The 23297-nt window shown below is 61.2% G+C and carries 19 protein-coding genes and 2 pseudogenes; 13 read left to right on the top strand and 8 right to left on the bottom strand.

Annotated features, from left to right (window positions below):
• Window positions 1–151, bottom strand: a pseudogene (locus tag AC1DRN_RS27880) (IS110 family transposase); the annotation flags it as partial.
• Between the two features lie 457 nt (window positions 152–608).
• Between AC1DRN_RS27880 and AC1DRN_RS27875 the strand changes: the two are divergent.
• From AC1DRN_RS27875 to ycaC, 5 genes are all read left to right on the top strand, one after another.
• The gene (locus tag AC1DRN_RS27875; RefSeq protein WP_223463067.1) at window positions 609–968 is read left to right on the top strand and encodes a DUF6124 family protein; all 360 of its coding nucleotides are present in this window, start codon (window positions 609–611) and stop codon (window positions 966–968) included.
• A 191-nt stretch (window positions 969–1159) separates the two neighbouring features.
• Window positions 1160–1576: a DoxX family protein gene (locus tag AC1DRN_RS27870; RefSeq protein WP_223463066.1), complete on the top strand. Its 417-nt coding sequence runs from the start codon at window positions 1160–1162 to the stop codon at window positions 1574–1576.
• The gene (locus AC1DRN_RS27865) at window positions 1569–2177 is read left to right on the top strand and encodes an antibiotic biosynthesis monooxygenase (protein WP_223463065.1); all 609 of its coding nucleotides are present in this window, start codon (window positions 1569–1571) and stop codon (window positions 2175–2177) included. Before AC1DRN_RS27870 ends, AC1DRN_RS27865 begins: the two co-directional genes overlap by 8 nt.
• Window positions 2177–4015 carry an amidohydrolase gene (locus AC1DRN_RS27860; RefSeq protein ID WP_223463064.1) on the top strand — a complete coding sequence of 613 codons (1839 nt, stop codon included), beginning with the start codon at window positions 2177–2179 and terminating at the stop codon, window positions 4013–4015. Before AC1DRN_RS27865 ends, AC1DRN_RS27860 begins: the two co-directional genes overlap by 1 nt.
• A gap of 69 nt (window positions 4016–4084) precedes the next feature.
• Window positions 4085–4711 carry an isochorismate family cysteine hydrolase YcaC gene (gene ycaC, locus AC1DRN_RS27855; protein WP_095942850.1) on the top strand — a complete coding sequence of 209 codons (627 nt, stop codon included), beginning with the start codon at window positions 4085–4087 and terminating at the stop codon, window positions 4709–4711.
• 135 nt (window positions 4712–4846) lie between these two features.
• Here the strand turns inward: ycaC and AC1DRN_RS27850 are convergent, their stop codons facing one another.
• Window positions 4847–6820, bottom strand: coding sequence for an alkyl/aryl-sulfatase (locus AC1DRN_RS27850; protein WP_223463063.1), 1974 nt, complete (start codon window positions 6818–6820; stop codon window positions 4847–4849).
• A 137-nt stretch (window positions 6821–6957) separates the two neighbouring features.
• Here AC1DRN_RS27850 and AC1DRN_RS27845 point away from each other — a divergent pair, with 137 nt between their 5' ends.
• The 4 genes from AC1DRN_RS27845 to AC1DRN_RS27830 all read left to right on the top strand — a co-directional run bounded on the left by AC1DRN_RS27845 (window position 6958) and on the right by AC1DRN_RS27830 (window position 11872).
• Window positions 6958–7626 carry an ABC transporter ATP-binding protein gene (locus AC1DRN_RS27845; RefSeq protein ID WP_223463062.1) on the top strand — a complete coding sequence of 223 codons (669 nt, stop codon included), beginning with the start codon at window positions 6958–6960 and terminating at the stop codon, window positions 7624–7626.
• Window position 7627: 1 nt separating this feature from the next.
• On the top strand, window positions 7628–10099 hold the full coding sequence (locus tag AC1DRN_RS27840) for an ABC transporter permease (RefSeq protein ID WP_477786861.1): 2472 nt from the start codon (window positions 7628–7630) through the stop codon (window positions 10097–10099).
• Window positions 10089–11162: a lipocalin-like domain-containing protein gene (locus tag AC1DRN_RS27835; protein ID WP_223463060.1), complete on the top strand. Its 1074-nt coding sequence runs from the start codon at window positions 10089–10091 to the stop codon at window positions 11160–11162. Before AC1DRN_RS27840 ends, AC1DRN_RS27835 begins: the two co-directional genes overlap by 11 nt.
• A 131-nt stretch (window positions 11163–11293) precedes the next feature.
• Complete coding sequence (locus tag AC1DRN_RS27830) at window positions 11294–11872, top strand: hypothetical protein (protein ID WP_223463059.1); 579 nt, start codon at window positions 11294–11296, stop codon at window positions 11870–11872.
• Between the two features lie 349 nt (window positions 11873–12221).
• Here AC1DRN_RS27830 and hglS read toward each other — a convergent pair whose 3' ends face one another.
• The 3 genes from hglS to AC1DRN_RS27815 form a co-directional block, all read right to left on the bottom strand.
• On the bottom strand, window positions 12222–13628 hold the full coding sequence (gene hglS, locus AC1DRN_RS27825) for a 2-oxoadipate dioxygenase/decarboxylase HglS (protein ID WP_457266347.1): 1407 nt from the start codon (window positions 13626–13628) through the stop codon (window positions 12222–12224).
• A gap of 374 nt (window positions 13629–14002) precedes the next feature.
• Window positions 14003–14959 (bottom strand): alpha/beta fold hydrolase, encoded by a 957-nt coding sequence (locus AC1DRN_RS27820; protein ID WP_223463057.1) that lies wholly within the window; start codon window positions 14957–14959, stop codon window positions 14003–14005.
• A 22-nt stretch (window positions 14960–14981) separates the two neighbouring features.
• On the bottom strand, window positions 14982–16436 hold the full coding sequence (locus AC1DRN_RS27815; protein WP_223463056.1) for a flavin-containing monooxygenase: 1455 nt from the start codon (window positions 16434–16436) through the stop codon (window positions 14982–14984).
• Window positions 16437–16634: 198 nt separating this feature from the next.
• Between AC1DRN_RS27815 and AC1DRN_RS27810 the strand changes: the two genes are divergently transcribed.
• Window positions 16635–17708 carry a diguanylate cyclase gene (locus tag AC1DRN_RS27810; protein WP_457266346.1) on the top strand — a complete coding sequence of 358 codons (1074 nt, stop codon included), beginning with the start codon at window positions 16635–16637 and terminating at the stop codon, window positions 17706–17708.
• Window positions 17709–17961: 253 nt separating this feature from the next.
• Here the strand turns inward: AC1DRN_RS27810 and AC1DRN_RS27805 are convergent, their stop codons facing one another.
• The 3 genes from AC1DRN_RS27805 to AC1DRN_RS27795 form a co-directional block, all read right to left on the bottom strand.
• Complete coding sequence (locus AC1DRN_RS27805; protein ID WP_457266345.1) at window positions 17962–18831, bottom strand: isocitrate lyase/PEP mutase family protein; 870 nt, start codon at window positions 18829–18831, stop codon at window positions 17962–17964.
• A gap of 142 nt (window positions 18832–18973) precedes the next feature.
• Entirely contained in the window at window positions 18974–20008 is a 1035-nt protein-coding gene (astA, locus tag AC1DRN_RS27800) for an arginine N-succinyltransferase (protein ID WP_477786860.1), read from the bottom strand.
• 52 nt (window positions 20009–20060) lie between these two features.
• On the bottom strand, window positions 20061–21077 hold the full coding sequence (locus tag AC1DRN_RS27795; RefSeq protein ID WP_457266343.1) for an arginine N-succinyltransferase: 1017 nt from the start codon (window positions 21075–21077) through the stop codon (window positions 20061–20063).
• 563 nt (window positions 21078–21640) lie between these two features.
• Here AC1DRN_RS27795 and AC1DRN_RS27790 point away from each other — a divergent pair.
• The 3 genes and pseudogenes from AC1DRN_RS27790 to AC1DRN_RS27780 form a co-directional block, all read left to right on the top strand.
• On the top strand, window positions 21641–22213 hold the full coding sequence (locus AC1DRN_RS27790) for a histidine phosphatase family protein (RefSeq protein ID WP_223463052.1): 573 nt from the start codon (window positions 21641–21643) through the stop codon (window positions 22211–22213).
• Entirely contained in the window at window positions 22213–22968 is a 756-nt protein-coding gene (cobF, locus tag AC1DRN_RS27785; RefSeq protein WP_457266342.1) for a precorrin-6A synthase (deacetylating), read from the top strand. Before AC1DRN_RS27790 ends, cobF begins: the two co-directional genes overlap by 1 nt.
• A 146-nt stretch (window positions 22969–23114) precedes the next feature.
• Window positions 23115–23297: pseudogene (locus AC1DRN_RS27780) on the top strand (IS110 family transposase); the annotation flags it as partial.

Here is a 23297-nt window from a genome sequence, read left to right as displayed (position 1 = left end):
CGATGGTGCAGGGCTCGAGATTTGCCAGGTGCTGCATGAGCGTTACCCGATTGAATTTTTTTCGGTACAGCTCGTGACCACGATCATCCTGTGCATGTAGATGAAAGGTGTGTTTTCCCAGATCGATGGCGGCAATAGCTACTTTGCTCATGGCAATGATCTCCGATAAGCCCCCTGTGAAAGCTTAGTGGTCGATCACAGGGGGCGGCGGGGGTAGCCATTTCATTAGGGAATGTGCCGTGTTCTGACAGCCCTGTTTAATAGCCGTCAGCCTTGTTTCCTGAAAGCCACACCGCCTTGCGTCGTTGCCTACAACTACGCCAGAATCCGCCGGCTTGTGCGTCTTGTACCCGGTCTTTATCGTTTCCCGGTCGCTGCAAATTCAGCGATCGGGTTTAGCGACCCGACCAGGTATAAGCGCAACAAGGCTCCAGTCTCTATTGCACATATTCGTGTGTTTGCAATTTTCGACATGGTGGCTGTGCGCGGGAGACCTTCGGGTCTGCCGGGTCTTATACCTCCCGGTTCGCTAACCTGCGTACAGCTGCCACCCTTACTTGTTTAGCGACGGGTTTTGGTGGTTTCACCAGGTATAAAGGAGCTTGACCATGTGCAAACCAACCCCGAATCCCCCACAATCCGACGACGTTTCCCCCTACGATTCGCTCGACTCCAAAAAGCTCCACGAGGCCGTCGACCGCGCACTGGATCACTACCTCAATCCTCCGAAAGACCCGGCACCGCCGCGCAACCCCAGCCCCCTGTTTGTCATCGCCCCCGGCATCAACACTGAAACGCTTTTGGCCCACGCCTGCGAATCCCTGGCCTCGGCCAGCATCATGGCCAGTGACCTTGCGGGGTTTTTGCAAAGCCCTCATCGCAACGCGCTGCTGGGGATTGCGCAGATCATCATGTTGGGCGAGCTGGCGGTGAACCGGGCGCTGGATAATCTCGACCCGCAGGAATAACCCGGTAGAAGCAACAACAAATAACCCTGTGGGAGCAAGCTCGCTCCCACAGGGTTCTATGTCGTTTGGTCGATCTCGGTCTTCCCGCAAACAGAGCACGTACATTCAATTTTTCCTCCCCCCGTCCCGGCACTATCGAATCCAGTCCCGGTGCATCGACGCCGGTAGTTTTTCATTTGTGTGGGTAGGCCATGGACGCTTCGCGACGCGATGATCGGGCGCAAGACTGGGGGCTGCTGTTTCTGCGGGTCAGCGGCGGGCTGTTCCTGTTGTGGGTGCACGGTTTGCCCAAGCTGCTGCACTACAGTGCCGAGTTGCAAAACATCGAAGACCCTTTCCACCTGGGCGCGAACCTGACGCTGGTGCTGGCGATTTTCGCCGAGGTCGTGTGCCCGCTGCTGATCGTCGGCGGGTTGCTGGCGCGTCTGGCATGTTTGCCTATTCTGTTTCTGCTGTGGGTGTCGATGTTGATCGTGCATCCAGAGTGGACACTTTTCGAAGGCCAGTTCGGCTGGCTGTTGCTGATTGTCTTCACCAGCATTTTCATCGCCGGGCCGGGACGGCTGGCGCTCAATGTCCGTTTCGCCGGAGCCTTGCGTTATGTCTGAATCCAATCGCCGTGAGCCGGCAAGTCCCGGGCCTGATGAGGTGGTGACCCTGATCGTCAAACACCGGGTCAAGGCCGGTTTCGAAGTGCCTTATGAAGCCTGGCTGCGCAACATCGTCAAGGTGGCCGCACTGAACGTCGGGCACCTGGGCGTGGATGTGGTGCGTGGCAAGAACGCCGGCCTCGACACCTACACCTGCGTGTTGCGCTTTTGCTCGACCGAAGCGATGCAGAACTGGCTCGACTCACCGCAACGCCAGGAACTGGTCGACCAAGCCGCGCCGATGCTCGCCGACGGCGACCAGACAGAGGTTAATCCGGTCAACGAGTTCTGGTTCTCGCCCCAGGCCGAAGCCGGGACGCCACCGCCGCGCTGGAAGCAGGCCGTGGTGACGCTGCTGGTGATCCTGCCGCACACCTTGCTGGTGCCGCTGCTCTGGGGGCCGCTGTTGCGGCTCAACGCCTTGCTCTCCAATTACGTGGTGGCCACGTTCCTGATCACCCTGACCATCGTGCTATCGGTGGTTTACATCTTCATGCCCATGGCGACGCGTCTGTTTGCGCCCTGGCTGTCTCCCGCTACTTTGCACGAGGAACCGTGATGAACGCCGATCTGATTCTGTTCAATGGTCAATTCCACACCGTTGACCGCGAAAAACCGCTCGCCAGTGCCGTGGCGATCAGCGACGGGCGTTTTGTCGCGGTGGGCAGCGATGCCCAGGCCATGGCCCTGCGGGGCTCGAACACCCAGGTGATCGACCTCAAGGGCCGCTGTGTGATTCCCGGGCTCAACGACTCGCATTTGCACCTGATCCGTGGTGGCTTGAACTACAACCTCGAACTGCGCTGGGAAGGTGTACCGTCCCTGGCCGATGCCTTGCGCATGCTCAAGGACCAGGCCGACCGTACGCCGACGCCGCAGTGGGTGCGGGTGGTCGGTGGCTGGAACGAATTCCAGTTCGCGGAAAAGCGCATGCCGACCCTGGCCGAGCTCAACCAGGCGGCACCGGACACCCCGGTGTTCGTGTTGCACCTGTACGACCGTGCCTTGCTCAACCGCGCCGCATTGCGCGTAGCCGGTTACACCCGCGACACGCCGAACCCGCCGGGTGGCGAGATCGTGCGCGACGCCAACGGCGAGCCGACCGGCATGCTGGTGGCGCGGCCGAACGCGATGATTCTGTACTCGACGCTGGCCAAGGGGCCGAAGCTGCCGCTGGAGTATCAGGTCAACTCGACCCGCCAGTTCATGCGCGAACTCAATCGCCTGGGCCTGACCAGTGCCATCGATGCCGGCGGCGGTTTCCAGAATTACCCGGACGATTACCAGGTGATCGAACAGTTGGCGAAGGATGAGCAACTGACCGTGCGCATCGCCTACAACCTGTTCACCCAGAAGCCCAAGGAAGAGTTGACCGACTTCAAGAACTGGACCGGTAGCGTGAAGCTGCACCAGGGCGACGATTACCTGCGGCACAACGGTGCCGGGGAAATGCTGGTGTTCTCGGCGGCGGACTTCGAAGACTTCCTCGAACCGCGCCCGGACCTGCCGCAAACCATGGAAGCCGAACTGGAACCAGTGGTGCGCCATCTGGTTGAGCAACGCTGGCCGTTCCGTTTGCACGCCACCTACAACGAATCCATCAGCCGCATGCTCGACGTGTTCGAGAAGGTCAATCGCGACATTCCGTTCAATGGTTTGCCGTGGTTTTTCGACCACGCCGAAACCATCACCCCACAAAACATCGAGCGGGTGAGGGCGCTGGGCGGCGGCATTGCGATTCAGGATCGCATGGCGTTCCAGGGGGAATATTTCGTCGAGCGTTACGGCGCGAAAGCGGCCGAAGCCACGCCACCGATCAAGCGCATGCTGGCCGAGGGCGTACCGGTCGGTGCCGGTACCGACGCGACGCGGGTGTCGAGCTACAACCCGTGGACTTCGCTGTACTGGATGGTCAGCGGTCGCACCGTCGGCGGCATGGAGCTGCACGCCGAAGGCCTTCCGCGCCTGACCGCGCTGGAACTGTTCACCCACGGCAGCGCCTGGTTCTCGTCGGAGCAAGGCAAGAAAGGCCAGATCAAGGTCGGGCAACTGGCCGACGTCGCCGCCCTCAGCGCGGATTTCTTCAGCGTCGATGAAGAGGCGATCAAGTGGATCGAGTCGGTGCTGACCGTGGTCGGCGGCAAGGTGGTGTACGGCGCCGGTGACTTTGAAAAACTCGGGCCGGCCAGCGTGCCGGTACTGCCGGACTGGTCGCCGGTGGTGAAGGTCCCGGGCCACTGGCGCCCGACCTCGCCAATGCAGGCCCAGGTTCACCATTGCAGCGGCCCGTGCGCGGTGCATTCACACAGCCATGAACGGGCGCGCCTGTCGAACGCGCCGGTCAGCGATTTCGCCGGTTTCTGGGGCGCCTTTGGCTGCTCGTGTTTTGCCTTCTGACTCTTTTAAAAAAGCGCCGGCCCAACAGGTCGGCGCTGACTGCAACAACCATCCATCAAGGAGTTTCCAATGAGCAACGTTCCGTACAAACGCCTGAACAAAGACGATGCCGTGGTATTGCTGGTCGACCACCAGACCGGTCTGATCTCGCTGGTACAGGATTTCTCGCCCAACGAGTTCAAGAACAACGTGCTGGCCCTGGGTGACATCGCCAAGTTCTTCAAATTGCCGACCATCCTCACCACCAGTTTCGACAGCGGTCCGAACGGTCCGATCGTGCCGGAACTCAAGGCGCAGTTCCCGGACGCGCCGTTCATTGCACGCCCGGGCCAGATCAACGCCTGGGACAACGAAGACTTCGTCAAGGCGATCAAGGCCACCGGACGCAAGCAACTGATCATCGCCGGTGTGGTGACCGACGTATGCGTGGCGTTCCCGACCCTGTCGGCCATTGCCGAAGGCTTTGAGGTGTTTGTGGTGACCGATGCTTCCGGCACCTTCAACACCACCGTGCAACAAGCGGCCTGGGCACGCATGTCGGCCGCCGGTGCGCACCTGCTGAACTGGTTCTCCGTGGCCTGCGAGCTGCAAGGCGACTGGCGTAACGACATGGAAGGCCTGGCCAACCTGCTTTCTGAGCGCCTGCCGAACTATCGCAACCTGATCAATAGCTACACCAAGTTTACGGCCAAATAAGACCAGTCAGTCGCTCCCACAAGGGATCCAGGCTGTTCACAGCTTTTGTGAATGACACAGATCCAGTGTGGGAGCGACGGCGCGGCGATCCGACCTGCTCGAGATGGAGGCGACGCGGTTTGCCGCGTCACCGGTTCAAGGCGTCACGATATTGAACTGCGGCGCGAAGGTATCGAGGCTGCTCATCAACTCCCCAAGCTTCTTGCCACTGCCTTGCAACTTGATCAGGCCTTTCTGGATCGCTGTCGGGATATCCAGTTGCTTGAGGCTGATCTGTTCCAGGGTTGCCTTGGTCATGGTCACGCTGGCGTCCGCCTGGGGATTGAGCCCGGCACGGTGGGTCAGCACACCATTGCGCAGGGTCAGGTTGAAGTCCTTGTTCTGATCCTCGAAGGTCCAGTTCAGGGTCAGGTCATGGCCTACAGCCTTTTCACTGTCCAGGCGCACCGCCAGGAAGTCGAAGAACATCTGTGGGCTCATCGCCCGCACCATGTCCACCGATACCGAACTGCTCGCTTGGGGTGGCACGCCGTTGCGCAGTTCCATGGCGCCGGTCAGGTACATGTTGCGCCAGGTGGCGTTTTCGCTTTGATAGCCCATTTGCTCCAGCGCCTCGGCCTGGGCTTTGCGCGCATCGCCGTTGTCCGGGTTGGCGAACAGCAACTGATTGCCCAGTTGCGCGGCCCAGCGGTATTCACCCTTGGCCATTGCCGCCTGCATTTTCCCCAGCACGGCCGCGTCGCCGCCCATGGCTTCGACCGAACGCTTGGCCGTTTCTACCGGTGGCAGTGGATTGAGGTTGGCCGGGTTACCGTCATAGAAACCCATGTAGCGCTGATACACCGCGCGGGTGTTGAAACTCAGCGAGCCGTAGTAGCCACGGGTGTACCACTTCTGGTCCAGGCTGCCGGGCAGTTTCTTGATCGAGTCGGCGATTTCCAGCGACGTCAGGCCCTGATTCAGCAAGTGCAGGGTGCGGTCGTTGAGGAAGGCGTACATGTCGCGCTGGTCGGCGAGGAAGGTGCGGATGCGCTCGCCGCCCCAGGTCGGCCAGTTGTGCTGGGCGAACAACACATCGCTCTTGTCACCGTAACGCGCCAGGCTGCTGTCCAGGTACTCGGCCCAGGCCTTGGCGTCACGCACTTGCGCGCCGCGGGGGGTGAGGATGTTGTGCATCATTTGCGTGGCGTTTTCTGCCATGCACAAGGCGCGCAACTGCGGCAGATACAGGTTCATCTCCGCCGGCGCCTCGGTGCCCGGGGTCAACTGGAACTCCACGTCGAGGCCGGCGATGGTGCGGGTTTCCAGTTCTTTGTCGATCAGGTCGGTGGGCGGGATCAAGGTGACGGTGCCGCCGCTCGGCGTGCTCTTGCCCAGGCCGGCATCGACCTGGCCTTTTTCGCCACGGGGCAGCAGGCTGCCGAACTGGAACTGCGCGCGGCGACTCATGGCGTTGCCAGCGTAGACGTTCTCGCTCATCACGTGTTCCATGAACCCGGCGGGGGCGAACACCTTGACCTTGCCGGCCTTGACGTCGGCCTCGTCGATGACCCCGCGCACGCCACCGAAGTGGTCGACGTGGGTATGGCTGTAGATCACCGCCACCACCGGTTTGTGCGGGCGGTTCTGGTAGTACAGGTCCAGTGCTGCCTTGGCAGTTTCGGCCATGGTCAGCGGGTCGATGATGATCAGCCCGTCGTCGCCTTCGATGATGGTCATGTTGGCCAGATCGAGGCCGCGAACCTGATACAGCCGTGGGCTGACTTCGAACAGTCCGGCATGGGCGCTGAGCTGGGCCAGGCGCCACAGGCTCGGGTTGACCGACTCCGGGGCCTGGTCTTTGGCGAGGAAGTCATAGGCCTGGATATCCCAGATGACCTTGCCCGAGGCGTCCTTGACCTGGCCCTTGAAGGGCGCGATCAAGCCTTTGGTGACCGACTCGTAGTCGGTGCGGTCGGTGAAGGGCAGTTGTTGCAGTACGGCGGCGTTACTGGCCGTGGTTTGCGGGCTGGCCGCGACCGGTGCGTCGGCGGCGACCACCGATTGCGCAAGGCAGGCAGTGATTAGGCAAGCGAGCAGCCCATGAGGGCTCAAGGTGAAACGAGGCATGGCGTCTCCGTTTTTTATCGTTATGGTCAGACCAGCTTCGAGGGTAGGGCGGCACTCGGGCAGGGCGATCATCAGCAACGGACAAAAACCATTCAGGACCGCTATCCTTGGGCCACGCATACCCAACAGGTTGACCCATGCTCGAAGTCCATGGCGTTTTCAAAAGCTACGCCACCCCGCAGGGGCCGCTGCCGGTGCTGCAAGGCGTCGACCTGACGCTCAGGCCCGGCAGCAGCCTGGCGCTGATGGGCGAGTCGGGCAGTGGCAAAAGCACCTTGCTGCACCTGATCGCCGGGCTGGACAGGATCGATCGCGGCAGCATTCGCAGTGGCGGGCATCGTCTGGAACAAATGAATGAAGGGCAACTGGCGAACTGGCGCCGTACGGAAATCGGCCTGGTGTTCCAGCAGTTCAACCTGATCGGCAGCCTGCGGGTCGAAGACAATCTAGCGATTCAGGCGCGTCTGGCGGGGCGCCATGATCCGCACTGGCAGGCGCATCTGGTGCAGCGCCTGGGCTTGGGCGAGCTGCTGCGGCGCTACCCGGAGCAACTGTCCGGCGGCCAGCAGCAACGGGTTGCGCTGGGCCGGGCGCTGGCGTCGCGCCCGCCATTGCTGCTGGCCGACGAGCCCACCGGCAGCCTCGATGAAACCACCGCCGCCGAGGTGTTGCAGCTGCTGCTGGAGTTGCTCGACGACAGCCCCACCAGCCTGTTGATGGTCACCCACAGTCCGGGGGTGGCGGCACGGCTGGCAGAAAAGGCGCTGCTGTGCGGCGGTCGCCTGGCCGGTGCGGGAGAGCGCTGACATGCGCATTTTCAGCGAAACCCTGCGCGCGCTGCTCAGCCACTGGCGGCAGCATCCGGTGCAGTTTTTCAGTGTACTGACCGGGTTGTGGCTGGCTACCAGTCTGCTGACCGGCGTCCAGGCACTCAACAGCCAGGCCCGCGACAGCTATGCCCGCGCCAGTCAGTTGATCGGCGGCGAACCCCAGGCCAGCCTCGTTGCGCCCGGCGGCGGCACGTTCCCGCAGCAATGGTTTGTCGATCTGCGCCGAGCGGGGTGGCCGGTGTCACCGGTACTGCAAGGGCGAGTCACGCTCAAGGGCCATGAAGAGCAGCGCTTGCAGTTGATGGGCATCGAGCCGGTGTCGCTGCCGGCGGGCGCGGCGGTGGCCGGGCAGGCCCTGGCGATTGAACAGGTGGTCGATTTTTTCAGCCCGCCGGGCACTACCTGGATATCGTCGCAGACCTTGCAGGCACTGGGTTTGCGTGAGGGTGACCGGCCCTTGAACCTGGCGGGCATGGCGCTACCACCGCTGCACATTCAAGCCGATATGGCGCCCGGGGTACTGCTGGTGGACATCGGTTTTGCCCAGCAGACTCTGGGGATGCCGGATCAGTTGTCGCGACTGCTGTTACCGAAGGATTTCACCGCACTGCTGCCGGATTCGCTCAAGGGGCAGCTGCAACTCAGGCGCGCCAGCGAAGAAAACAACCTGGCGCGCCTGACCGAAAGCTTTCACCTGAACCTCGATGCCCTGGGGGTGCTGTCTTTCGTGGTCGGCCTGTTTATCGTGCACGCCGCCATCGGGCTGGCATTGGAGCAACGCCGAGGCTTGCTCCGGACCCTGCGTGCCTGCGGCGTGAGTGCGCGGATGCTGATCGCTTGTCTCGCCGTCGAATTGGGTGGGCTGGCCCTGATCGGCGGTGTAGCCGGGGTGGTCAGCGGCTACCTGCTGGCCGGTGTGCTGTTGCCCGATGTCGCCGCCAGCCTGCGTGGCTTGTACGGCGCCGAAGTGGCGGGACAGTTGAGCCTCAGCCTGTCGTGGTGGTTCAGCGGTATCGGCTTGAGCCTGATCGGCGCGTTGCTGGCCGGTGCCGGCAGCCTGCTGCGGGCGGCGCGCTTGCCCTTGCTGGCGCTGGCCGACCCGCAAGCCTGGCATCAGGCCCATGCCCGCTGGTTGCGACGCCAGGGCGGGGTGGCGGCAATGGCCGGGGTGATCGCGCTGCTGGCGTTGATTTTCGGTGACAGCCTGGTCATTGGCTTCGTGTTGATGGCGGCACTGTTGATCGGTGCTGCACTGGCACTGCCGGTGGTGCTCAGTTCGCTGCTCAGTCTCGGTTCGCAGCGCAGTCGCTCGGTGCTCGGCCAGTGGTTTGTCGCCGATTGCCGCCAGCAACTGCCGGCCCTGAGCCTGGCGTTGATGGCGCTGCTGCTGGCCATGGCGGCGAATATCGGAGCCGGCAGCATGACCGCGGGGTTCCGCCAAACCTTCAGCGACTGGCTTGAGCAACGGCTGACGGCCGAGCTTTACCTCAACCCACAGAACCCGGCGCAGTCCAGGGAACTGCACAGCTGGCTCAACCAGCGGCCGCAACTGGCGGCAGTGCTGCCCAACTGGSAGGTGTCGATCCAGTTGCAGGGCTGGCCGACGGACCTGTCCGGGATCATCGACCACCCGACCTATCGTCAGCACTGGCCGCTGCTCGAAGCCTTGGGTGACAACCCTTGGGAGCGACTGGCCAAGGACGATGCGGTGATGCTCAGTGAGCAACTGGCCCGGCGCCTGCGCGTGCAGCTCGGCGATCACCTGACGCTGCCGACGCCCACCGGCCCGTGGTCGCCGCGGATCGTCGGGATCTACGCCGACTACGGCAATCCCAATGGCCACATTCTGGTCAATATCAATCACCTCCAGCGCGGCTGGCCGCAATTGACACCGAGCCGCTTCAACCTGCGCATCGAGCCGGCGTCGATCCCGGCGTTCGTCGCGGCATTACAGGCGCGTTTTACCCTGGACGACAGCCGCATCGTCGATCAGGCGCGGCTCAAGGGCTGGTCCACGCAAGTCTTCGAACGCACCTTCGCCGCCACCGCCGCGCTCAATAGCCTGACGCTGTGCGTGGCCGGGGTGGCGCTGTTCATCAGTCTGTTGACCCAAAGCCAGAGCCGTCTCGGGCAACTGGCGCCGCTGTGGGCACTGGGGGTGACACGTCGGCATTTGATGTTGCTCAACCTCGGGCAAACCTGGCTGCTGGCGCTGCTGACCCTGGTGCTGGCGTTGCCGCTGGGCATCGCCCTGGCGTGGTGCCTGGACACGGTGATCAACGTGCAGGCCTTTGGCTGGCGCCTGCCGTTGCGGGTGTTTCCATGGCAACTGTTGCAACTGATGGGTCTGGCGCTGGTGGCGACGCTGCTGGCCTCGGCCTGGCCGTTGTACCGTTTGTACCGCACACAACCGGCGGACCTGCTGCGGACGTTTGCCCATGAAGATTAAAGCCTGCGTGTTGCTCCTGGCGCTGCTAGCGAGCGGTTGCGATCAACCGGCACCGCTGGAAAAGGGTTTTGCCGGGCTGGGCAACCAGGCCGCTGCGTTCGCCCCGGTGGTGCCCGGTCGGGTGTTCAGCTTCCCGGCGGATCACGGCCCGCACGACGGCTTTCGCATCGAATGGTGGTACGTCACGGCCAACCTGAAGGACGCTCAGGGGCATGAGTTCGGCGCGCAATGGACGTTGTTCCGCAGTGCCTTGAAAGCCACCCCCGAGGTGGCGGGTTGGCAGAATCAGACGATCTGGCTCGGTCACGCGGCGGTGACATCGGCAACGGTGCATCACGCGGCTGAACGCTATGCCCGTGGTGGCGTCGGTCAGGCCGGTGTCAGCGTCGCGCCGTTCAATGCGTGGATCGACGACTGGCAGTTGCGCAGCCAGGCGACTGCCGATGACCCGTTAGCCGACCTGCAGCTCAGTGCTCGTGACCGGCGTTTCAGCTACCGATTGCGGTTGACCTCGACAGGTCCGCTGGTGCTTCAGGGGGACCAGGGGTTCAGCCAGAAATCCGAGCAGGGTCAGGCCTCGTATTACTACAGCCAGCCGTTTTTCCAGGCCAGCGGTACGCTGGACATCGACGGCCAGACCTTTCAGGTCAGTGGCCCGGCCTGGCTTGACCGCGAATGGAGCAGCCAGCCCCTGACAGGCAATCAGACCGGTTGGGACTGGTTCTCCCTGCACCTGGACAGCGGCGAGCAGGTGATGCTGTATCGCATGCGGCAAAAGGACGGGGAGCCTTACCTCACCGGCACCTGGATCGACGCCCGGGGCCAGACACAATTGCTGCACGCCGGCGACATCAGCCTCACGCCACAAGACACCGCCCGCGTGGCTGGACGCGAGATACCTGTGCGCTGGTCGATCAAGATCCCCGCCAGGCATCTCGAAATCGCCATCACCGCGCTCAATCCCCAGGCCTGGATGGACTTGCGCATTCCGTATTGGGAAGGCCCGGTGCGCCTCAGTGGCAGCCATGCAGGGAGCGGATATCTGGAAATGACCGGGTACTAATGCCCTGCGCCACGAAAATCATCCACCCGCCGCGACCACTCGCCGAACAGCGTCTATGCTCTTCGCACACATGGCGTTGAGCCCGGTTTCAACGCCGTTTGTTGCCATCAATCACAGGGAAAGTTCTGTCTATGAAACGCCACGCACTGACTAAAGCCATCACCCTCGCAACCTTGCTGTCTGCCGCCAGTTTTGGCGCAGTTGCCGCCGATATTCCGCTGTCCGAAGTCGTGGTGGCTGATCAGGTCACCACCACCGTCGTTTCGGTTGATGCTGCGAATCATTCCGTAGTCCTTAAAGGCCCGCAGGGTAATGAGTTCCCTGTGCAACTGACCGACAAGGCGAAAAACCTCGGCAATCTCAAGGCCGGCGATTCAGTCGATATCAGGGTCACCAGCGCCGTTGCAGCCTACCTCGACACCGATGTCGACAAAGGCCTGCCCGGCACCGCCGAAGCCACCGGCGAAATGCGTGCTGCGCCAGGTAGCGCCAACCCTGGCGGCGAAGCTTATCGTCAGGTGAAAGTGCAGTTGAAAATCACCCACATTGACGTGAAAAAACACCAGGTGACCTTCGAAAACCCGGAAGGCCAGTCCAAGACCGTCGACGTCAAACGCCCCGAGGTCCAGGCCAAACTCAAGGACTTGAAAGTCGGGCAAAGCGTGAACGTGGTTTATACCGATATATTGACGGTGACCAGCAGGCACTAATATTGGGTAATGGCTCTATACGGGCTGATTATTTTTGTACAAGTTTTGTATAGGAATAATCAGCTCGTATGGTCGAACTGGTGAGTTTGTGGCTCGGTGCGGGATAGGATTTAAGTCGACATTTTATTACATATGGTGTCGATAAATTTCATCTTTACCGCACGGACATATTTAGCCACTTCTACTAAAATATTTTCCGTTCGCCCAGTGCAAGGCTCTTTACCAGTGCATGGATTGCCGAGGCCAGTGCACTGGGCGAACACTTTTTTGCTGTATTGAAAGTTTCGGATATAAAAAAAACGGGCGACCAACAGGTCGCCCGTTTTTTTATTGAGCGGTGAGAAGTCGTTCAGTCATGTTTTTTATTGATTTGAACGACATCGGCCAACGCCGCGAAACACTGCTCGATCGAACGCCGCTGGCTGTCGGCATACAGCTCCAGTTCATCGATCGTCGGCCGCCCCAGAGCCTGTTCGAAGGCTCGCTGGTTGGCGTGCACGCCGTAACGGGTCTGCGCCGCATCCCCAAGGTTCGACTGGAAAATCCCCGCAGCGCTGACCGGCAGGAAGTCTTCGTAGACCAGCGGTTCAACCCGCAGGCAACCGCTGCCGAGCAAGTCTTCCAGGGCGGCGTTTGTCAGGTCACCCGCCGCCAGGCCTTTTTCCGTCACGAAGTAGCGGAAATAAGCCAGGCCCTGTTGGCGCATGTCTTCCCAGGTGTCAGGGAATTCGTTGAAGTGCTGCGCCATGAGTGCGTTGTATCGCGCAGCGTTGGCTTCGTTGGGGAAGTCCTTGAGTTCGTCCCGCGCGGCATTGAGCAAGCGGTCGTACAGTGCCCGGCCTTTGGGCGTGAGGGCGGCACCGCGCTGTTCGATTTCGCCGAAACGGGCGCTGTGACTGCCGCGAGCCTGGTTTTGATCGGTGAAGGCAATCGGCTCGTCCAGGGCCTTGAAACTGGTCTGGCGCAACAGGATCGGGCATTGGCGGCGGGGCGGGCCTTCGATCACCGCCTTGGGGGTGATGCCGTGGGCCGGCATTTGCGCCTGGACGATGTCGATGTCCAGGGTCCGTGGTGTCAGGTGGTTGATGTGCGGGCCCTTGAACGCCACCACGTCGGCGATCAGGCGATGCTGGGCGCTGAGTTGTCGATACTGCTCGGCAGTGACGGTGGCGCTGTGGTGCCAGCGAAACGTTTCCAGGGCCTGTTCGACGAACGCCAGGGCTTCCTGCTCGGTCAGCCCACCCCGGGATTCGGCACGTTCGATGAGGGAGAGGGCCGTGGGGGTGAAGATCGAGCGCCGGTCGAGCATCGACTGGGCGAACGCTCGCAGCTCCAGGTCTTCGATCAATTCCAGGCGCAACAGCGAGGTGAATACTCGAAACGGGCTGACCTGCAACGCCGCTTCATGCACCGCGCGAAAAGCCGTGGAATGCACCGGCACACCGGCCGGTGTCAGGTCGTAGTAACCCACCGGTTGCATGCCCATCACCGCGAACAGGCGGGCGAGTGTCGCCAGTTCATCGGTCGTACCGACGCGGATCGCCCCATGACGCTCCAGGTCCAGGCGCTCGATTTCGCCGGTGCTGGTGAGCTGCTGCAGGATTTGCCGATCGCTGTCCAGTACGTGACGGTTGGTCTGCTCCACCAGTTCCATCAACGCGCCGTACAACGGCACTTCCTCGCGATACATGTCGGACATCGCTTTGGAGAAGCGTTGGCGGATCAGGTCAGGGCTGACGAAGCTCGGGTGGTTCATGAACAGGATTCCTGGCGCGGTGACGTAAAGGATGGACAAAAGATCGCAGCCTTGCGCGACGCCGACAAACGAAGTTTCTGACGAACTTCATTCTGCAAAGGACTGTTAGGGGGCGTTCTCAATTAGTTTCCCTACCGCGCCGGGTCTGCTGTTGTGCAGGGCTGYGTTGCTCSAAGCTKATTTGGAATGACCAAACYRCGCTTCTCGCGCCTTGCCCTGCACAACAGCAGRYCCGGCCCTTCGGGTTGTGCCTTAAARCKGGCCAKGCTGCGTTGCAGGCCTTGGAAAGGGAACAACCATTCCCAGCGGCCTACGCCTTGCCTGGCCAGCTTTAAGGCGACAACGCGGWGGGGAAACTAATTGAGAACGCCCCCCTAATGCAGTCGTTGATCCTGTGGGCTCTCCGAGCGCAGCGATGCCAAAAACTCCCGATACAGCCGCGCCGAACCGGTGGGGGCTTCCACCATGGGCATGTGCCCGACGGCGTCCCAGATATGCACGCGCAGGTCGGCGATGCCCTTGCTCCAGACCGCCACGCTGCTGACATCGATCAGCCGGTCCTTGCGTCCCCACAGCAACAGAGCCGGGGCGGTGATGTCGGGCAGGTGCGGTTCCATCGGCGGACTGGCGCGCATTTCGCGGAAGATTTCTTCCAGCTCCTCGCAGGACTGTTCATAGCGCTGGGCGACGGCATCGAGAACCAGCTTCGGTACCCAGGGTGGCGAAGCCATGGTCATGGCGTAGAAGCGCTGGAATTCTTCGCGCGAGTGAATCAGAAACGGGTTGTGGCCCTTGGCCAGATGCCGCTCGAGGTCACTGGGCTCGGGCGCGGTGACACCCGCCGGGTCGATCAGTGCCAAGGACACAATGCGCTCGGGGTACGTGGCCGCGAGCCATGCGGCCATGTAGCCGCCCATGGAATTGCCGATGACATGGACTTTCTCCACCCCGCACACGTCCAGCAGCTGGATCATGCGCTTGGCCTGTAGCGGAATGTCATAGCCGCCGCCGGCCTTGAAGCCGGTTTCGCCATGGCCGGCGATGTCCGGGATGATCACCCGGTGGCTGCCGACGAAGTGTCGGGCAAAACGCAGCCAGATGTTCTTGTCAGCGCTGAAGCCATGGAGCATCAGCACACTGCTGGTGGCCTCGTACGGCCCGCCTTGCCAGGTCGAGACGGTCATCTCGGGGATGGGCACGACGATTTTGTGCAGCCGGTACAACTTGGCCTCGGCCGCCATGTTCAAGTCATAGAGCCAGTAGCCGATGGCCGGGTAGGTCAGCCAGCTCCAGGCGACGAACACCGCGAGAACGACGAACAACAAAAGCATCACGCGTCTCCCTTGTATCTGCTCAGGACAAAATGTGATCAGCGGGTTTCAGCGCTCGGGTCAAGCGATGAAAGCTGAAGCTGAACCCCGGAAACATGGCAATCACATGACCGCTCCTGCTTTGATACCAACTGTGGCAACCGCCGGACTTCCACACGGTGCGTTCCATTTCCCGGTGGATCATTTCAGTGTAGGTACGTTCCGCCTCATGGCGAACTTCGATGCTGCGTAAACCTTGATCCTTCAAGGTGCGAATGCAATCGAGGATGTAATTCATCTGCGATTCGATGATGAACAGCGCCGAGGTGTGGCCGAAGCCGGTGTTCGGCCCGGTGACGATGAACAGGTTGGGGAAGTCGGGCAGGGCGGTGCCGAGATAGGCCCGCGGGTATTGTGCCCAGACCTCCTTGAGACATGTGCCGTTTTTGCCCGTTACCGGGTAGCAAATCACCCCGTCGGTGGCATCGTAGCCGGTGGACCAGACGATCAGGTCCACGTCTATATGTTGGCCATCGAGGGTAACGATCCCGGTTTCGTCGATGGCCGCGATGCCTTGTTCGCGGCTGTGCAGCGTCACGTTGCGGCGGGCCAGTGCCGGGTACAGCGTGCTGGACAGAATCACCCGTTTGCAGCCCATGGTGTAGTCCGGCGTCAGTTTGCGCCGCAGTTCGGCGTCCGGCACCTGGAGCTTGAGCAAGCGCAGGGCCTGGCGCTGAACCCTGTGCACGGCCGGCTTCGAATACTTGAAGCCAAACACCCGGGTTTCGAATTGCCAGTAGATACCCCAGCGCAGCAACTTGTAGACGGGCTTGAGCCCCAGCAGCCAGCGCTGGAAGCGGCCAAACCTGCGATCAGCCCGGGGCAATACCCAGTGGGGCGTGCGCTGGAACACATGCAAGTGCCCGACGTCCGGGGCAATGGCCGGAATGACCTGGGCCGCACTGGCGCCGCTGCCGACGATGGCCACGGATTTTTGCCGGTAGTCGTAGCCGTGATCCCAGTTGTTGGTGTGGAAAGTCTTGCCCTGAAAACGCTCCTGTCCGTTGAAGTGCGGCACCACCGGTTGACTCAACGGCCCGGTCGCGTTGATCAGGAACTGCGCGCAAAACGAGCCTTTTCCGGCGGTGTAAACCGTCCAGCGCCTGCTGGCGTCGTCCCATTCGACGCGCTCGACATTAGCGTCCAGTTCCACCTTGCCCCGCAGGCCGAAGTGTTCCACCACATGGCGGGTGTAGCGGTGCAGTTCGGCCTGTCCGGCGAACATTTGCGTCCAGCGATACGGGGCGAAAGACAAGGAGTACAGCGGCGAAGGCACATCGACTGCCGCGCCGGGATAGGTGTTCTGGCACCAGGTGCCGCCGAAGAAATCCCGTCGCTCCAGCAGGCGGAAATCGTCGATGCCGACCTTGAGCAAATTGATTGCAGCACATTGTCCGCCAAAACCGCTGCCGATGATCAATACTTGAAAGGTCTGCATGGGCCTCCTCTTATGGTCATTGATCAACCCTTCTTTCATGTATAGCCGTTTCTGGAGACGAGGCTTTTGCTTTTATTCGAGCGTGATGTCGCGATATTCAGCCTGTCAGTCGGTGATGGCTATTTGATTTCACCCTGATAGACTCCAGCACACAGACACAGGCTGTTATCGCATTCCGTCGAGTGGCACAGAGGCCCTATGGCAAAAACGGGAGGAAAGGGATCTTCATTGGCCAGGAGGCTCTATACATCGCGAATCCTGGGGGTGGCCCTGGGATTGGTGTGTGTGAGTGCGGCGATGTATCCACTCGATCCGGCGCCCTGGGTCTGGGGATTCATGTGGTTCAACGGCCTGGTCTGGCCGCACCTGGCTTACCAATGGGCGCGCCGGGCCAGGACGCCCTATCATGCCGAACACCGCAATCTGCTGATCGATGCCTTTCTCGGCGGATTCTGGATTGCCGCCATGCAATTCAATCCACTGCCCAGTGCGACCACCATCTCCATGATGGCCATGCATAACGTGGCCATCGGCGGCTTGCGCTTCCTGCTGGCCGGGACGGCCGCGCAAGTGCTGGGCCTCTGCGTAGGCTTGCAGATTTTCGCCCCGGCGTTCATTCCCGCTACCAGCCCGGTGCAGCTCTATGCCTGTTTGCCATTGCTGTGCCTGTATCCATTGGCGCTGGGCTGGTTCTGCTTCCGCCAGGCCCATGCCCTCGGCCGTCAGAAGCGTGAACTGCTGGCACTGAGCCGCACCGACAGCCTGACGGGCCTGCTGAACCATGGCTCCTGGAAGGACCAGCTGGAGGTCGAGTTCCAGCGTTGCAAACGTCAGCAAAAAGGCGGGGCTATCGCGCTGATCGATATCGACCATTTCAAAGCCATCAACGATACCTACGGCCATGTTGCCGGCGACATCGTCCTGCGTCAGTTGAGCAAAATGCTCAGGCACAGCCTGCGAGCGACCGATGTGGCAGGGCGCTACGGCGGTGACGAGTTCTGCGTGATCCTTCCGGACCTGCCCCTGAACCGCGCCGTCGCCGTCATGGAGGCCCTGCGCGATCGATTCGCCACCTTGGGGGACGAGCAGAACCCGGCGCTGAAAGTCAGCCTGAGCATTGGCCTGGCCTCCTTCAACCCGGCCCACGCCGACGCGATGCTCTGGCTCAATGACGCCGACCATGCGCTATACGAAGCCAAGACCACCGGGCGCAATCGAGTGATCTGTTGCGGCAATGGCAAACCCCATCCCGAACTGCTCGACTCGGTGTGATTGCACACTGCAAAACCTGTGGGAGCGAGCCCATCATTTGCATACACCCGCGATCAATTGTGGGAGCGAGCYTGCTCGCGATGGCTGAGTGTCAGGCGATGTGGATGTTGGCTGTGATGGCCCCATCGTCGGAACGCCGCCCGGAGCAAGCTCGCTCCCACAGTAGATTTGCGGTGARCCCGTCATTTACGTACACCCGCGATYAATTGTGGGAGCGAGCYTGCTCGCGATGGCGGCGTGTCTGTTTAAACCGTCATTCCTTCACGCTCATGAATTCTTCCGCGTAGCGGATGTATTCCTCCGGTTGCGTGTAGGTGTGCGTCAGCTCGGTCGCGTTCAGGTCCGACGTCTGGGTGAGTATCTGGCGTTGCTCGCGCAGGCTGTCGTAGGTCGCCTTGATCGCGGCGAAGTAAGCGCCATGGCCGTCGATGGTCACACGAACACCCAGTTCGGCCAGGCGCTTGTCATCGCGTAGCAGCGGATTGCCGTAGGTCACCAGCATCAGCGGCACGCTCAGGTGCTCGGCGATCTGCTCCAGATGGTCGAAGTCCTTTACGCCCACCATGCAGATACCGTCGGCCCCGGCGCGCTGGTATTGCCGGGTGCGGCTGATGATTTCCTGCACCGGCGCAATCCCCGCATGGGTACGGGCGATGATTGCCATTTCCTTATCGCAGCGGGCTTCCAGTGCCGCGCGGATCTTGCCGACACCTTCGGCGACCGTGATCAGGTCGGTGGATTTGCGGCCAAACTGCGCAGGCAGCAGGGTGTCTTCGATGGTCAGCGCGGCGACGCCGGCCCGTTCGAGCTCGACGATGGTGCGCATGACGTTGAGCGCGTTGCCGTAGCCGTGGTCGGCGTCGGCAATCACCGGCAACTGGGCGACACGGCCGATGCGGGTGGCCTGTTCAGCGAATTCGCTGAGGGTGATCAGGGCAAAGTCAGGGGCGCCCAGCACTTGCAACGAGGCGACCGAACCACCAAGGATCCCGACTTCGAAGCCCAGGTCGGCGGCGATGCGGGCCGACATCGGGTCGAAAACCGAGGCTGTGTGGTAGCAGGTGTCGGAGGCGAACAATTGGCGAAAGTTGTGGCGCAAATCTTGATGGGAAAGCCTGGACATATGAGTTCCACCAATGGAATGGAGGGGCTTGAGCAAAAATGTCAACGCCGAAGAAATAAAAGGCTATCACGCGCGCAGGGGGAAAATGATGACGAATTTGCCGGGTCCGGCAGATTGACGTCGCAAAGATGGCGCTGATAAGTCACGCCGCTTCGGCCTGTTGCCGTTGGTCAAGCAGCGGCACGGCGCGCACCGAGTCGCCGGGTTGCAACTGCAAGCGCTTGGCGGTCAGGCGATCAACCACCAGGCTGTTGCCCAGCCGTCGGGCCGGGGCGCAGGTAATGCGGCAGTTTTCCAGGCGGCGGTTGTGGATCAGCCAGAGGGGCGCTTTATCGTCCGGCGAGCCGATGGCCAGTGACAGCGGTTGGCTGTCGCGCACGGTGCGGATCCCGGAAACCGGTGCCTCAAGGACCGGTCCGCCGTCGAAGATATCGATGTAACCCTTGTGGGCAAACCCTTCGGCGCTGAGGATTTTCAGGGCCGGCTCGGTATTCGGGTGGGCCTTGCCGATCACCGCCTGGGCCTGTTCGGTCAGCAGGCAGGTGTACAGCGGCTGGCGCGGCATCAATTCGGCGATGAACGATTTGTTGCCCAGCCCGGACAAGTGATCGGCGTGGCTGAAATCCATCTTGAAAAAGTGCCGGCCGAGGCTGTCCCAGAACGGCGAGCCGCCTCGTTCGTCGGCACTGCCGCGCAACTCGGCGATGAGCCGGTTGCCGAACAGCTGCGTAAACTCGGCCACAAACAACAAACGCCCGAGCGAAAGCAAACGGCCGTTGCTTCCCTGGCGCTGATCGGGGCGCAGGTACAGCGAGCAGACTTCCGATTGCCCGGTCAATTCATTGCTCAGGAACAGGGTCGGGATCTGGCGCTGGATGCCCAGGTCCTCTGAAGCGCTGACCGTCAGCCCGACCCGGTAGTTGTACCAGGGCTCGCGCAGGCCGACGCCACCCGTCAGGGCGCTGACGCCCACCACTTGCTGCTCGTCGTCCTCGAGCACGAACAGATAATCGGCATCGGCCCGATCGACCTGCCCGGCGAAAGTGCGTTGGGCCCAGCGGATCCGGTGGGCCAGGCGTTCTTTGTCGRCCGGCAGGCTGGTAAGTCCCGGAACGGCCTGACGCACCAGCGTGAACAGGGCGGGCAGATCGGTGATCTGGACCGGACGGACAATCATGCGGCTGTTCCTTGTTCGTGTGTGCTCGGGCGGTGACGACGCTGGCAGGTATTCACAGTGCGATCAGCCTGATCGGGCTGCCCTCGGTCACCTTCAGCGCCTTGCACATGGCTGCGTCCAGCGTGACGGGTTGCCCGGTGATGTAGTCAAGATCGGCGACGATGGCCCGGTAGTCCTTCAAGGACTCGTTGCTCACCAGAAAGCTGCCGCGGGCATCGATCACCGATCCCTGCAGCGTGATAGCGCGCTGGCTGTGGGCGATGGAACGAATGCCCGACGTGCGCGCATACAGGGTCGGGCCGCCGTCGAACAAATCGATGTAGCTGTTGGTTTCGAAGCCTTCACGCTCGAGGATATCAAAGGCTTCCTGGCCATCGGGGTGGATGCTGCCGATACAGTCCTGTGCCGCCTGGGGCAGCATGGGCACGTAAATCGGATACTGCGGCATCAGTTCGGCGAGAAAGGTGCGGCTCTGCAGGCCGCAAAGCCGTTCGGCCTCGACGTAGGGCAAGTCGAAGAAATGCTTGCCCACGGCATCCCAAAATGGCGAGTGGCCTTCATCACTGCTGTAGCCGATGATTTCGGTGATCACCGTTTCGGAAAAACGCCGGGCGTGGGTGGCGATGAACAACAGGCGCGCCCGCGACAGCAGTTCGGAATGCGCGCTGCACACACGCGCGACATCGATATGGAAGCCCCGCAGCAAGGTGTGGCCACTGAGATCGTGACACAACGACAAGGTCGGTACACCGTGCTCAATGTTCAGTTCCCTCGAGGCACTGGTGAAGTGCCGGTTGCGCAGGCTGTAGAACGGCTCGTTGAACCCCGCCGTGGCGAGGATCTCCGAGCAGCCGACCAGGTGCTGCGTCGCCAGGTCTTCGAGTACAAAGAAATAGTTTTCCGGGCCATGACCATCGACGTCCTTTTCGAACGACGCACAGGAATCGAGGATTTTTCCGCGCAACCGTTCGCTATCGTCGGGCAGGGATGTAACGCCCACCAGGCTTTCACGAGCCAGCCTCTGCAACTGGGGCAGGTCGGCTGACTCGACTGGACGCAAGACCAGCATGGAGACACTCCTGTATCAAACGATTCGGCGGTTTGAGCCGAACCTGACTTTCACTGTCGGTTTTTCCACACATTCAATCGGTGGTCGTCTGAACGTTGTCAGGCGCCACTCTTTTTCTTGTCAGATGTTTTTTGGAATGGACCGCATTAAACAAGAAACGGGCGATTCGGCCGCAGGCGATGCCTGGCCAGGCGCATTGATCGGGTATTCAAGAAAGGGCATCCGGGCTCCTGCTGGATGAGTGTGGAACAGGTTTTAACAGCACGTTGAAAGGAGTATTTAATTATCGCGTCCTGCCTGTCTAGTGAATTCTCGCGCGGTCTGGCCGTGCCCGAAAAAGGGGCGAAGTGCCTGTGCCAAGGGACTACGCCGATGTCGTAAAGTCTTGTAGGTGATTGCCTTGGTTGCGGTCAGCCATAACAGAAAACCTGGCAGGAAATGACTGAAGGATCCGTTTCAAACAGGAAAATTAAACCCCACCCGGGGCCGCTTTGTTGCGGCACAATTGCGCGATGGCGGTCACCTGACGCCGTCGTTCCTTTCCATCTTTAGAGTGATTGCTGGTGCAGGCGACCCGTTTAACCCTGATTTGTCACGCTCGAACCGTCGCACAGAAATTGGCGCGTTTTCCTCTGGACGAGCCTTTGGAGATGGATTGGCAAGCGCTCAGGCTTTCCCGTCGCAATCAGTTCAGGGGCGCTGCGCGCCTTGTCTGCGGCCCGGAGTTGCGCACCCGGCAAACCGCCGAACTGTTTGGCAGCGCGCCGCAGATTGTCGACGCACTGAGGGACTGTGACTTCGGGCGCTGGAGTGGAATACGCATTAGTGATCTGCAAAAAAACGATTCCGAGACGCTCCAGCATTGGCTGGGCGACCCGGCTTCGGCACTCCACGGTGGCGAGTCACTGGTGCAACTGGGCGAGCGCGTCGGCGCATGGTTGACTACGTTGCAGTCGACGCCGGGGCACATCGTCGCCATTACCCATCCCTTCGTCATCCGTGCCGCACTGACGCAGGTGTTGCAAGGCGCATCGTCCAGCCTGATCGACGTCGAACCCCTGTCGGCGGTCGAACTGAGGTTCCATGGCCGCTGGCGGCTGCGCTTGCCGGGCACCGACCCCGAGGATCTGCTGTGATGAAAAAACTCCTGGTTATCGGCATAGGTGCTGGCAATCCCGACTACATCACGATGCAAGCGGTGAAGGCGCTGAATCAGGTCGACGTTTTTTTTCTCATGGACAAGGGCGAGAGCAAAAACAAACTCATCGATTTGCGGCGCGAAATCTGCGAACGCTACATCACCGATCGCGATTACCGTTTTGTCGAAGCCCAAAGCCCGGAGCGCGAGCGTGGTGAGGTGGACTACAAGACCAGTGTCGACGACTTGAACCTGGCCAAACAGCAGACCTTCGAACGGCTGATCAACGATGAAATGTCTGACGGCCAGTGTGGTGGTTTTCTGGTGTGGGGCGATCCCGCGCTGTATGACAGCACCCTTCGCATCTTGCAGGCGATCCAGGCCTCAGGTGCCTGCACGTTCGAGTTCGAGGTGATCCCCGGCATTACCAGCGTCCAGGCGTTGGCGGCACAGCACAAGGTGCCGCTCAACCAGATTGGCCGCTCGGTTGAAATCACCACGGGCCGGCGTCTGGCGGCAGGGCAGGTGAGCGATGCCGACAGCCTGGTGGTGATGCTCGATGCCCAGGATGCTTACCATCAGGTGGTGGATCAGGACACCGAGATTTACTGGGGCGCCTATCTGGGGACGCCGGATGAAATCCTGATCAGCGGCAGGCTCAAGGATGTGGCGGATGAAATCCAACGGGTGCGAAAGGCTGCGCGGCTGGCCAATGGCTGGATCATGGATACCTATTTATTGCGCAAGCCTTGAGCACTGAACTGCCCGGTCTGACGCCTTCGCGAGCAGGCTCGCTCCCACATTATTTGAAATGCAGTTCCCTAATGAAATGGCTACCCCCGCCGCCCCCTGTGATCGACCACTAAGCTTTCACAGGGGGCTTATCGGAGATCATTGCCATGAGCAAAGTAGCTATTGCCGCCATCGATCTGGGAAAACACACCTTTCATCTACATGCACAGGATGATCGTGGTCACGAGCTGTACCGAAAAAAATTCAATCGGGTAACGCTCATGCAGCACCTGGCAAATCTCGAGCCCTGCACCATTCGAGCCCTGCACCATCGTGATGGAAGCCTGTGG

The organism is Pseudomonas sp. P5_B3, assembly GCF_056400405.1.
The sequence above is the reverse complement of the archived record's forward strand: the minus strand, read 5'-3'. Positions and strand labels throughout refer to the sequence as shown.

Coding starts and splice junctions, on each gene's coding strand:
- ycaC (WP_095942850.1), top strand. CDS start 4,085: ATGAGCAACGTTCCGTACAAACGCCTGAACAAAGACGATGCCGTGGTA.
- AC1DRN_RS27870 (WP_223463066.1), top strand. CDS start 1,160: ATGGACGCTTCGCGACGCGATGATCGGGCGCAAGACTGGGGGCTGCTG.
- AC1DRN_RS27860 (WP_223463064.1), top strand. CDS start 2,177: ATGAACGCCGATCTGATTCTGTTCAATGGTCAATTCCACACCGTTGAC.
- AC1DRN_RS27850 (WP_223463063.1), bottom strand. CDS start 6,820: ATGCCTCGTTTCACCTTGAGCCCTCATGGGCTGCTCGCTTGCCTAATC.
- AC1DRN_RS27815 (WP_223463056.1), bottom strand. CDS start 16,436: ATGCAGACCTTTCAAGTATTGATCATCGGCAGCGGTTTTGGCGGACAA.
- hglS (WP_457266347.1), bottom strand. CDS start 13,628: ATGAACCACCCGAGCTTCGTCAGCCCTGACCTGATCCGCCAACGCTTC.
- AC1DRN_RS27835 (WP_223463060.1), top strand. CDS start 10,089: ATGAAGATTAAAGCCTGCGTGTTGCTCCTGGCGCTGCTAGCGAGCGGT.
- AC1DRN_RS27810 (WP_457266346.1), top strand. CDS start 16,635: ATGGCAAAAACGGGAGGAAAGGGATCTTCATTGGCCAGGAGGCTCTAT.
- AC1DRN_RS27845 (WP_223463062.1), top strand. CDS start 6,958: ATGCTCGAAGTCCATGGCGTTTTCAAAAGCTACGCCACCCCGCAGGGG.
- AC1DRN_RS27795 (WP_457266343.1), bottom strand. CDS start 21,077: ATGCTGGTCTTGCGTCCAGTCGAGTCAGCCGACCTGCCCCAGTTGCAG.
- AC1DRN_RS27830 (WP_223463059.1), top strand. CDS start 11,294: ATGAAACGCCACGCACTGACTAAAGCCATCACCCTCGCAACCTTGCTG.
- AC1DRN_RS27820 (WP_223463057.1), bottom strand. CDS start 14,959: ATGCTTTTGTTGTTCGTCGTTCTCGCGGTGTTCGTCGCCTGGAGCTGG.
- AC1DRN_RS27865 (WP_223463065.1), top strand. CDS start 1,569: ATGTCTGAATCCAATCGCCGTGAGCCGGCAAGTCCCGGGCCTGATGAG.
- AC1DRN_RS27805 (WP_457266345.1), bottom strand. CDS start 18,831: ATGTCCAGGCTTTCCCATCAAGATTTGCGCCACAACTTTCGCCAATTG.
- cobF (WP_457266342.1), top strand. CDS start 22,213: ATGAAAAAACTCCTGGTTATCGGCATAGGTGCTGGCAATCCCGACTAC.
- AC1DRN_RS27875 (WP_223463067.1), top strand. CDS start 609: ATGTGCAAACCAACCCCGAATCCCCCACAATCCGACGACGTTTCCCCC.